Source organism: Gottfriedia acidiceleris, from assembly GCF_036421055.1.
Classification (GTDB): Bacteria; Bacillota; Bacilli; order Bacillales; family Bacillaceae_G; genus Gottfriedia; species Gottfriedia acidiceleris_C.
Genome location: NZ_JAZGQS010000013.1, coordinates 1 through 11,862, shown reverse-complemented (window position 1 = coordinate 11,862; position 11,862 = coordinate 1). Strand labels below are relative to the sequence as shown.

The 11,862-nt window shown below is 33.4% G+C and carries 8 protein-coding genes and 2 pseudogenes; 7 read left to right on the top strand and 3 right to left on the bottom strand.

Features of this window, described 5'->3' with window-relative positions:
- Positions 1 to 318: 318 nt before the first annotated feature.
- Both RAH41_RS17935 and RAH41_RS17930 read right to left on the bottom strand, forming a co-directional pair.
- Positions 319 to 4,710, bottom strand: coding sequence for a glutamate synthase-related protein (locus RAH41_RS17935; protein WP_331224422.1), 4,392 nt, complete (start codon positions 4,708 to 4,710; stop codon positions 319 to 321).
- A gap of 95 nt (positions 4,711 to 4,805) precedes the next feature.
- Entirely contained in the window at positions 4,806 to 6,107 is a 1,302-nt protein-coding gene (locus RAH41_RS17930) for a glutamate-1-semialdehyde 2,1-aminomutase (RefSeq protein WP_331224420.1), read from the bottom strand.
- 271 nt (positions 6,108 to 6,378) lie between these two features.
- Here RAH41_RS17930 and RAH41_RS17925 point away from each other — a divergent pair.
- The 7 genes and pseudogenes from RAH41_RS17925 to RAH41_RS17900 all read left to right on the top strand — a co-directional run.
- Positions 6,379 to 7,168: pseudogene (locus RAH41_RS17925) on the top strand (ABC transporter ATP-binding protein); the annotation flags it as partial.
- An 86-nt stretch (positions 7,169 to 7,254) separates the two neighbouring features.
- Positions 7,255 to 7,392 (top strand): annotated as a pseudogene (locus RAH41_RS22685) (daunorubicin ABC transporter ATP-binding protein); the annotation flags it as partial.
- Complete coding sequence (locus RAH41_RS17920) at positions 7,385 to 8,176, top strand: ABC transporter permease (RefSeq protein ID WP_331224417.1); 792 nt, start codon at positions 7,385 to 7,387, stop codon at positions 8,174 to 8,176. The pseudogene RAH41_RS22685 and the gene RAH41_RS17920, both read left to right, overlap by 8 nt.
- 3 nt (positions 8,177 to 8,179) lie before the next feature.
- Positions 8,180 to 8,965: an ABC transporter permease gene (locus RAH41_RS17915; RefSeq protein WP_331224415.1), complete on the top strand. Its 786-nt coding sequence runs from the start codon at positions 8,180 to 8,182 to the stop codon at positions 8,963 to 8,965.
- 52 nt (positions 8,966 to 9,017) lie between these two features.
- Positions 9,018 to 9,425: a potassium channel family protein gene (locus RAH41_RS17910; protein WP_331224413.1), complete on the top strand. Its 408-nt coding sequence runs from the start codon at positions 9,018 to 9,020 to the stop codon at positions 9,423 to 9,425.
- Between the two features lie 23 nt (positions 9,426 to 9,448).
- On the top strand, positions 9,449 to 9,913 hold the full coding sequence (gene bcp, locus RAH41_RS17905; protein ID WP_091023207.1) for a thioredoxin-dependent thiol peroxidase: 465 nt from the start codon (positions 9,449 to 9,451) through the stop codon (positions 9,911 to 9,913).
- Positions 9,914 to 10,240: 327 nt separating this feature from the next.
- Positions 10,241 to 10,678, top strand: coding sequence for a Fur family transcriptional regulator (locus RAH41_RS17900; protein ID WP_025672070.1), 438 nt, complete (start codon positions 10,241 to 10,243; stop codon positions 10,676 to 10,678).
- Positions 10,679 to 10,720: 42 nt separating this feature from the next.
- Here RAH41_RS17900 and RAH41_RS17895 read toward each other — a convergent pair whose 3' ends face one another.
- Positions 10,721 to 11,080, bottom strand: coding sequence for a YgzB family protein (locus RAH41_RS17895; RefSeq protein ID WP_091023209.1), 360 nt, complete (start codon positions 11,078 to 11,080; stop codon positions 10,721 to 10,723).
- Positions 11,081 to 11,862 lie beyond the last annotated feature (782 nt).

Genomic DNA, 11,862 nt, shown 5'->3' with positions numbered 1-11,862 from the left:
ATGCTTGTAATGAAATATGAACGTTTAACTATATTACTACTAAACTACTATTTATTACATCGAGTGTTTTTCAAAATTGCTTCAATTAAAAGTAACTTTTATTTTTTTCTCATGTAACATCCTGTAACTATACAATGAACTACACGCATTATCAATACAATTTTTTAAGAATTTATGTTAAATATATGAATGAGGAAAAAGATTAAATTATTAATTAAATTAAAAGATTTTGAACTTAAAAATGAAAGGGCTTTACTATTAAAAAGGTAGTAGAGCTATGAAAAAAGAAGCGAAATTTTTCGCTTCTTTTTTATAAAATCATTCAGTTGATACAGATGGATCTGCTTGTTCTTTTTTAGGTTTAATTTGTAAGAAGTTTTGTTCAATGTCTTCTAATAAACTTTGAACAAATTCAGCTTCGGCATGCTGATTATGCTGAGTTAAAAGTGATATATATTTTTCTAACAATTCATTTAGATCATTTTTACCAGTTTCATCGACGGGTACAATGCTCACACTTGCACCTTTTGCGATTCGATTTTGGTAAGCTTCCTTAGTAAGGCCTAATTCAGATGCGTTTCGAACGTAAATTACTCCGCCAGTCATACCAGCACACATCCATGGACCTGGATCTCCAAGAACAACTGCACGACCACCAGTCATATATTCAAAAGCAAAGCCGTTTATATTTGCTTTAGCACCAAGGCGAGTTTTCTGTGAAATAGGTTGACCCGAATGATTACGACCACCAATTACAACATCGGCTCCTGATAAACGGATGCCTGCTCGAGAGTCAGCGTTACCTTGGATAAAGAATTGTCCTTTTTGAGCTCCATATGCAAAGCATTTTCCGACCGAACCACCATAGTATTGTCCGTTAGCACCTACAGCTTTACTAATAAAAATCGTTCCACCAAAAGCAGTTTTGGCTACACCATCTTGAGCTCCGCCTTGAACGAACACAGAATAATCTTCTACAGTATAGGTTCCTAATCCGTTTCCTGGAATAGATTGATCTTCGAAGCTAATCTCGACAGGGGAAGCTACACCTTGCGATTGTTTTTTTACTACTAGGTCATGAATTAATAAGCTACCGGCATGACGATATTCATTGTCAACCTTTGCATAAACTCCAACGTCATTACTTTGAAGTACTTTAGCAGATTCTCCATCCGAAAGTACATATTCTTTATCCTCAATTTCGTTAGTAGATAATAAGTTAGTTAAACTTAACGTATCTAAAAATCTTGTTTGTTTTAGGAATTCAGTTTTACCAACAAGCTCTTGAGCATTTTTTACTCCTAATGAACCAACAATCACTTGCAATTCATCTTTAAATGCAGTGAAGAATTGTACTAAATTTGTTACTGCTGTTTCTAATTGTCTAGGAGTGAATTTTCGTAAACCGTGACGCATTGCTTCAATTTCTGACTCGATTTGTGTTGCAATACCAACGTGGCATGTATCTAAATGACACCCACGACATGTTGTACAACCGATTGCAATCATTGATAAAGTTCCAAATCCTATTCGATTTGCACCTAAAATCATCATTTTTACTACATCATTTACGCTTTTCATTCCACCGTCTGCCCAAATCTCGACAGAATTACGTAAACCAGATTCTAGTAGTGCATTGTGGGCTGCACGAACACCAATTTCAACAGGTAAACCTACATTTTGAATTGCATGAACACGGGCAGCACCAGTTCCTCCATCAAAACCGCTAATATTGATAAAGTTTGCACCCGCTTTTGCAATACCAACAGCGATAGTGCCGATATTAGGAACAACAGGGACTTTTACAGCAACTTTTGCTTTTGGATTAACAGCTTTAATTTCACTAATCATTTGAGCTAAATCTTCAATTGAATAGATATCATGATTATTTGAAGGTGAAATTAAATCAGAACCAAGTGTTGCATTTCTTGTTTCTGCAATTTTTTGTGTAACCTTTGACGCAGGTAAATGACCACCTTCACCAGGTTTTGCACCTTGACCAATTTTAATTTCAATTAAGTTAGAAGAGTGAAGTAAATTAGCGTTAACTCCGAATCGACCTGAAGCAATTTGCTGTCCGCGAGTGTTTGGATATTTTCCAATCATATCTTGGATTTCTCCACCTTCACCATTTAAGCTAATCATGTTCAGTCGATTTGCACCTTCAGCATATGCTCTAAAAGCGACCTCATTTTGAGAGCCAAATGACATAGAGCTAATAATAAATGGTAGTGAGTGAGTACCTATTTCTAATGAAACCTGACTTGGATCAACTGGTTTATTACTCTCAACTAAAGAAAGTGCATGACGTACTGTAGTTGGTCTCTCTTCTTCAATTTGATTTAATTTTTGACGGTATGTTTCATAACTACCTGTTTGAGCTGTTTCACCAATAGCTTTCCAAATTCGAGGGAATACGTGGAAAGATTTTGGCATAGCTACGTTATTTGCGTTGTAATCTTCAGAACGTTTTCTTGAATCAGCCTCTAATAATTTGAATCCAGAAACGGTTTGATCACCGAAGAAATTTATAACGCCTAAAGACGAAGCGATATCTTCTTGTAATCCAATGCTACTGAACATTTTTGCATATCCTCGTAGCTCATGCATACCTATTGTTGAAATTACTTTTTCGATTCCTTTATTTAAAACATCATAAAGTTTTACTATTTTTTCAGGAGCCTCTAATTCTGAAATAGTTCCAAAAAGGAAGTGAGGATTAATTGCATCTGCTCCTAATCCTTTCATTACCATTAAATCATGAAGATTACGGACAGCAGCTGTCTTTAAAACAATCGAACAGTTTCTTCTTAACCTAGCATTCACTAGTCCATTATGAATTATTGCTGTAATAAGAGCCGGATCAATCCAGTATTGATTATTTTTATGAGCTTCATCATCGGTAATTACAATACATTCTGCACCATTTTTTACAGCTTCTACTGCTTCGTATTTATATTGGGACAATGTTTCTTCTAAAGGTAAGTTAGAAAATGTGCTTTGAATTGTATAAAGTTTATTTTCTAATTGATATAGATTTAGAATTTCTTCATACGAAATTTGTTGACGACTTGCTTTTAACGTATTTCCTACAAAACCATCACCTAAAATCGGAGAAGGGAGTTGTAGAACCGTTCCAGAATCATTCTTTGTAATGGATGGCCTTTTTCCTAATATGACAGAAATAGAGAAATGCTCTGTTTCACGATCACGATCGATTGCAGGGTTCGTTACTACCGCAACTGTTTCTTTCATAAAGTCAGAAAGATTTTTTCTAGCTTCATCTAAACATGCTAATGGTGCGTCATGTCCTAATGAACGAATAGGTTCTGCACCTTTTTCAGCCATTTGTTCAACTAATTGGATTTGTTCCTTTTGCCATCCAAAAGCTCCATATTCAAACGGATGAATTGAAGGAGGTGAGTGTTCAACATATTCAGTTAAATTTGCTTCTTTATTTGCTAGATTCATTGTTAATTTTTCGTTTAATTTTGTTGTAACGAAATGCGTTAATTCACGGTGTGTTAATAGTTGAGCACGGTCTTTTAATAAATTAATACCGACTTTTTCCCCCGGCGAAAGAGCATGTGGCTCAGATATAAATAATTCTGGTGAAAGGATACCTTGCTCGGATGAAAATACATAATAATCATTTGTTTCAAGTAACCAAACTGGACGCAAACCTAAAGCATCGACACTAGCAACAAATTCATTTCCTTCTCTTGTAAGTACACCAGCGGGACCTTGACAATATGGGCCGAATGTACTTCGAATCGTATTGTAAATGGAGTTTACTCCTGGATCAGATTCATATTCTGCAGGTACAGGTGGGAATAACAGTTCCATTGCTTCTTTCAAAGAGTAGTTATATTTATGAATAAGCGTCTCAAGTGTTATATTTACATCTTGTGAATCACTATTTCCATGCTTTATATTAGCGCCAATTTGTTTTGCTTCAATTCTTAACTGTTCGATTGTATTAATTTCTCCATTATGTGCTAGGATGCTAAATGGTTGAACTCTTGAAAACGATGAAGTTGTGTTTGTTGAGTAGCGATTATGACCTACCACAACAGATGATTGAAAATTAGGATGCTGTAAATCTGAATAGTATGACAATAAAGTGTCGATTGTTCCCATTACTTTATAAACGCAAGTTGTTTGACTGAGAGAGACAACAGTTATGTTTGTTTTTTTGTTAATTATATTTGATAAATCAAATAGAGTTGTGTTTTGGTGATTTTTAATTGGGAGTAATGCTACTTGTAAGAACTCAGGTTCTACTGCTTGAGCGATCGGACCAAGTGCTGAAGTAAAGGTTTGATTAAAGCTATGATATAAAGTTTCATAACCATTTTCTTCAAAAATTTGGAGCAAAGTTTGTATTTCTGATTTTTCATCTAAGAAGAAATGTCCAACTGTAAATGACGGATGCGAAACGACTTCTGGACTAATTCCTACTGATGTAAGTTTTTCTTGCCAGAGTAGAGTAGGGATGTCAGTTTGAATTCCTACACCATCACCTTCACCGTTCGTAAATCCCGCTCGATGATTCATCTTTCGTAAACTTTCGGCAGCGATATCGATCGTATCTCTTGTTTGAGTTATAGAACGATTGATAAAGGCAACGATTCCACATGCATCATGTTCGTTATTGTAATAATCTCTAAATAAACTTGGTGACCATTCTGTTTTTGTTTGAAATTTCATTTAACTACCTCCTAATTTATGGTAAAAAAATTGATTATTCAGAATTAACTATTTATGAATAGAGGCCACTTCAAGTTGTAGTGACCTCACATATATCATAGTTTAATCGTAGATAATTTTTTGAACGCGTTCCCAACAGCGTTAATTGTTGTAAGAACATCTTGTTCAGTATGAGCTGTAGTTAAGAACCAAGCTTCATATTTTGATGGTGCTAGATTAATACCTTCTTCTAAAAGAAGTTTAAAAAATCTACCAAAAACTTCACCATCTGATTCTTTTGCTTCTTCATAATTCGTTACTTCGTCAACATTGAAGTAAACTGTTAAGGCACCTTTTAAGCGGTTGATTTTTATATGGATGTTGTGTTCATCTGCTTTTTCCTGAATACCTTTTTCAAGAATAGTACCTAGACGATCTAATTCTTCATAGACACCTTCTTGCTTTAATACTTCAAGACACGCAATTCCAGCTGCAATTGATGCTGGATTACCTGCCATCGTACCAGCTTGATATGCAGGACCAAGTGGGGCTACTGTTTCCATAATTTCTTTTTTACCACCATAGGCTCCTATCGGTAATCCACCGCCTATAATCTTTCCAAGAGCTGTTAAGTCTGGTTCAATTCCTAATAAATTTTGTGCTCCCCCATACATAAATCTGAAGGCCGTAATTACTTCATCATAAATGACTAATGCACCATGATTGTGTGTAATTTCATTTACAGCTTCTAGGAATCCTTCCTTTGGTTCAACAATTCCGAAGTTACCGACGATTGGCTCAACAAGTACACCAGCTACTTCATGACCCCATTTTTCCATTGTTTCTGCATATGCTGTGGTGTCATTAAATGGAACTGTAATCACTTCATTCGCTATACTTTGCGGTACACCAGCGGAATCAGGAGTACCAAGAGTAGATGGTCCAGAACCTGCAGCAACAAGTACTAAATCTGAATGACCGTGATAGCACCCAGCGAATTTAACGATTTTAGTTCGACCAGTGTATGCTCTTGCTACACGAATAGTTGTCATTACGGACTCAGTACCTGAATTTGTAAATCTGACTTTATCCATACTAGGGATTGCTTCTTTCAGCATTTTGGCAAATTGTACTTCAAGTTCATGAGGAGTACCGTAAAGGACACCATTTTCTGCCGCTTTTGTAATTGCAGCTGTAATATGTGGGTGAGCATGGCCAGTAATAATAGGACCGTATGCTGCTAAATAATCTATATATTGATTGCCATCAACATCCCAAAAATATGCGCCTTTTGCACGCTTCATTGTGACAGGAGCTCCGCCACCAACTGCTTTAAACGATCTTGAAGGACTGTTTACTCCTCCAACGATGTGTTCTAAAGCTTCATTATGTATTTCAATTGACTTTTGATTATTCATGGAGTACCTCCCATATTGATTAAAAAATGAAAGAATTTAACCGGCATCTTTACATTATTATGTGGTTAAATTACATTCTAGCACGAAATTTTAGCGCGTGGTAAATGTAAGCCTTTACAAATTGAAAAGAAATTTGAACATTTTGTAGAATCTATATTTTTTACAAAAAATAGTCCGAAAAAATTGGAAACTGTTTTTTAGTACTTTTTAATTGTACTTAGTTCATATTTCAAATACACTAAGCGACGGAATAAAAAATGGAGGCAGTCTTATGGAAAACATAATCGAAGTTCAAAGCTTACACAAAGAATTTAAAACTTTCTTGAGTCGCTCTGGTGTAAAAGGTGCATTTAGAGATTTGTTTACAAGAAACTATAAAACAAAAACAGCCGTTAATAATATAAGCTTTTCTGTAAAAAAAGGTGAAATGATGGCATATATCGGGGAGAATGGTGCAGGGAAGTCGACGACAATTAAAATGTTGACGGGAATACTTACACCTACTTCTGGAGAAGTAACAGTAAATGGTTACCATCCTCAAAAAGATCGTGAGCGTTTTGTTAAATCAATAGGTGTCGTATTTGGGCAAAGGTCTCAATTATGGTGGGATATTGCTGTACAAGAATCATTTCGATTACTAAAAAAAGTTTATCAAATACCAGATAAGCAATATGAAGAACATATGGGTTACATCATAAAGACTTTGGATATTGAGCCTTTATTAGATCAACCTGTTAGAAAGTTATCTTTAGGTCAAAGAATGAGATGTGAATTAGCAGCTGCGTTAATTCATAATCCACCTTTATTATTTTTAGATGAGCCAACAATTGGATTAGATGTATTAGTAAAATTAAAAATTCGCGAGTTTTTAAAAGAGTTAAACCAAAAATATGGCACTACAATTCTTTTAACAACCCATGATATTTCTGATATTGAGGCATTATGTGATCGTGTAGTTATGCTAGATGAAGGGAAAATAATATATGATGGAAAACTTGATCAGTTAAAAGGGCAATGGGGAGAAGAAAAAGAAATTCAATTCCAGTTTATTAAGCCTGTAAATCATACTACTTTAAATGAACTAATCGGACGAACCGATGTAAAATGGAAAGAAGAAGAAGGCGAAAATATTTGGAGTGTTACATTACCGAATGATGAAACACTTATCTCGTTGATTATTGCAAAAGTAGTTCAATCAAATCCCGTTAAAGATATGAAGATGTTAGAGATTTCTACGGAAGAAATTATACGAAACATCTACCAAGAAGGTATTAGTAATGAGTAAGTATATTGAAATCATTCGAATCCGTTTTTTAATGATGTTAGCGTATCGTACTAATTATTACACCGGTATTATTATTTATACGATTAATATAGGTGCTTATTTCTTTTTATGGAAAGCGATCTATGGTCACCAAGGATCAATTCAAGGTGTTTCAGTAAACCAGATGACTACTTATGTAGCAATTGCTTGGATGGCAAGGGCGTTTTATTTTAATAATCTTGACCGTGAAATTGCTGAAGAAATTGTAGAAGGTAAAGTAGCAATAGAACTTATTAGACCTTATAACTATTTACTTACTAAAGTGATGCAAGGGCTAGGTGAGGGGATTTTCAGATTCTTTTTCTTTTCAATCCCAGGCTTTATTATAGTAGCTTTAATTTTTCGTTTAAATGTTTCATTTAATTTAAAAACTTTAGGTTTATTTTTAATTGCTTCGATTTTCAGTTTTGCAATTAATACACAATTGAATTTATTAACAGGTTTAATGGCATTCTTCCTTCAAAATAATATGGGATTTATTCAAGCTAAACGTGTCATAATTGATTTGTTTTCAGGTTTAACGATTCCGATTACGTTCTTTCCGGTTTGGGCACAAGATGTAATGAAGTACCTACCATTTCAAGGAATAAGTTATATTCCTAGTATGATTTTTGCTCATGGCATAAAAGGCGAATTGATTTTAAGAGGCCTTTTATTTCAAGTGATTTGGATTATTATTTTATGTATCCCTATTACTCTTATATGGTATAAAGCTAAAAAGCATCTTGTTATACAAGGAGGTTAAAGAATGTTTTATTTAAATATATTTCTTCAATATTCAGGGCAATATTTAAAAACAAAATTACAATATAGAGCAAATTTCTTTTTATCATTTTTATCAGACTTAATGGCTCAGGCTGTGAATTTAATTTTTATATTATTAGTTTTCAATCATACTTCACTTATTGAAGGATGGAACCGAGACGAAATTGTATTCATTTATGGTTTCTTTTTAGTTCCGTTTGCTCTCTTTGGTTCATTTTTTAATATATGGGATTTTAATGATCGTTATATTGTAAAGGGAGAATTTGATCGTATTTTAACGCGGCCAATTCATAGTCTTTTTCAAGTTATATTAGAGAAAATGGAGTTAGAATCTTTACTTGGTGCTATTACTGGATTAATTATTATGATGTATGCAGGCTTTAAATTAGGTCTATCAATCACTTGGTATGATCCATTTTTATTTCTACTTATGGCTTTTGGTGGAATGTTTGTTTATGCCGGCATTTTTATTGCATTAGCAAGTATCGGTTTTTGGTCAGATGCAAGAACGTCTATTATGCCGTTAATGTATAATATAGGAAACTATGGTCGTTATCCGATTAATATTTATCATCCAATCATTCGCTTTGTATTAACATGGATTTTACCATTTGCATTTGTTGGTGTTTATCCGGCTGCGTATTTTCTACGTAGAAGTGAATGGTATGTCTATTCATTTTTAACGCCTGTAATGGGATTAGTTGTTTTTGTTCTATCTGTGTTAATCTGGAATCAAGGTGTAAAAAAATATAAAGGTGCGGGTAACTAAGCAGTATTCTATTTCAATAGCTTGTTTCATAAATTGAAATGAGGTGATTGGAATGGGAACTGCTTTTTTCTTTTTTATTTCTATTTTTGCAATTTTGTATAGTCTAGTGTATTTATGGAATACTTCAACTACAAAAGTCAATAAAAGTCTTATTTCAATTAATAATTACATTCTTTTATTTTTAATATATGGAACAGTACTTATCGGCTTTAGCGCAGTGTATTTTATACTAGAGCGAGGGCCACATCCAATTTTAATTGAGCATTCTATTCCTATTCAAGGGACTAATTACCATATAATGGGGTTATGCTTATATTTTAGCGCAATCACCCTTTTGTCTGTGGGCTATGGGGATATTGTACCAGTGGGGATCGGAAGATGGGTTGCTATGATTGAAGCGCTCATCGGTTATACGATGCCAGCGGCTTTTGTTTTACAAGTATTTAAAGAAGAACGTTAATATTTATGATTAAGGAGATTAATATGACTGTTGAAATTGGAATTAAAGCACCAGAATTTACTTTACCAGCAAGTAATGGAGAAGATGTAACTTTATCAGACTTTAGAGGTAAGAAAGTAGTTCTTTATTTTTATCCAAAGGATATGACACCAGGTTGTACTACGGAAGCTTGTGACTTTAGAGATTCATATGAAAGGTTTATGAATAGTGGAACTGTCATTTTAGGAATTAGTCCTGATCCTATAAAAAGACATGAAAAATTTATAGAAAAACATCAGCTTCCATTTTTATTACTTTCAGACGAAACAACTGAAGTTGCAAAGTTATATGATGTATGGAAGTTAAAGAATAACTTTGGTAAGGAATATATGGGAATCGAACGTACAACATTTTTAATTGATGAAGAAGGTTGTATCGAAAATGTATGGCAAAAGGTTAGAGTCAAGAATCATGTTGAAGATGTTTATAATGTAATTAGTCGATCATAAAATTGTACAAACTATTAGGGTCAATTAACTTGATTTATGTTAAGTTTTTTTGAGAAAGAATCGTTTTATCTAAAATAATCGAGCTTTTCGTCTATACCTATATTACTTTAGAGAATATAGTGGAGTATAGGGCATACCTCCTCAGATGATAGCATATTGAAGTGCGAGAGAATTCTCGCACCTTTTTTTGTTTTGGTTTAAGGAATACAAGTATTTGCTAATTTTTTTAAGAAATTCTCAAAAAGTTGACAAATATTCTTGCAGTTGAATAAACTAATAATAAGTAATTAATTTTGGAACTATTTTATAGAAACGGGGAGAGCGGCGTTGCATAAGGAAAATATTCAAGATGCAATTTTACATTTAAAGAATAGCGGCGTACGTATTACACCTCAGAGGCATGCAATTATAGAATATTTAATAGGAAGTGGAACACATCCAACTGCTGATGAAATCTATAAAGCACTTGAGGGAAAATTTCCAAATATGAGTGTGGCAACAGTTTACAATAATCTCAGAGTATTACGTGAAGTAGGAATGGTTAAAGAATTAAACTTCGGTGATTCTTCTAGTCGTTTTGATTATATAACAACTGATCATTATCATATTATTTGTGAAAAATGTGGTGAAATGAATGACTTTCATTACGACGGATTAGAAGGAATTAATCTTTATGTTGAAAAGGAAACGGGATTTGAAGTAACCAATCATAGAATGGAAGTATACGGTATTTGTCCTAAATGTAAAGAAAAAACATTATCATAATAAAGCACATTACAAAATTTGTAATGTGCTTTATTTATTATGCTATTGTTTAGCATCCCGTTTGCTATTATATTTTTCATTAAATTCTTTTCCTTCTAATGAAGGATCTAATGTAAGTGGCTCATTACAATACATACAGATGTCAACTTTACCGAGCATTTTAGTCGTTTTGTTACAATTCGGACAGATGACTTGAATTGTTTTAGTAGACAGCATTCCGATCCAAAAATAAACAACTGTACTACCAATAATCGCTAAAAATCCCACAAGCATAAAAATCGTCATGACAATCTTATGCTCTCTGAAAAATACACCACCATACATAATGATGAAGCCAATAAATAACAATGAAAGTGCAAACGTTCTTATATTATTAATTTTACTACTTTTCTTCTTTGCCACTTTGTCCACCCCATTCATTGTAAATATAGCATAAATGAGATAGGAAATGTTAGTGCTAACATGGAAAACAATTGGAACTTATTTAATGGAATAGATGAATTCTGAATTTAATGTACATAAAGGACATCCACACATTAATTGATTGATAGTATGTTCAAATGGTAGGGGGTTTATCTTCAGCTTTTTGTTAAAAAATGAATTGGGAGATAAAAAATCAAAAAAATAGGGGATAAGAATTAAGCCTAATACAACTAAGAAATATGGCCATGGCCCAAAAAGGCTTAGCAAGTTTGCTCCCCCAAAAAATAAGTAGTTTCCATTTTAGACATAATCCAGTAATAAATAGGTATAGCAAATGTTCTGAGTGTTTATTAAACTTCTGAAGTAAATCAAACAGATAAGAATAATGTAATAATATGTTGCTTTGAAAACAAGACGATATCATTCATTCATTACACCTCTCTTAAATCGGATAGATGTAATTGAATAATTCCCTACTGTTAGGTTACTTTCATTGTACTTTTTTAAATGTATTCAGCTTGTTTGTACTAAAGTATTATGACTAAATAGTGTATGTCCAAATACATGTTAATTTTTTAAGAAAAGAGTTTTTATCTTTTTTTGAAAAAAAATGTTCAAAAAGTGTTGACGCTGCGTTTTATCGATGTTATATTATTTTATGTCGCCAAGAGATGACGGCGTCGAAAGAAAAAAGATTTTAAAAAAATGTTGACAGGCTCTTGTGAGAATGTTAATATGAAAAAGTCGCTAATGACGCGACT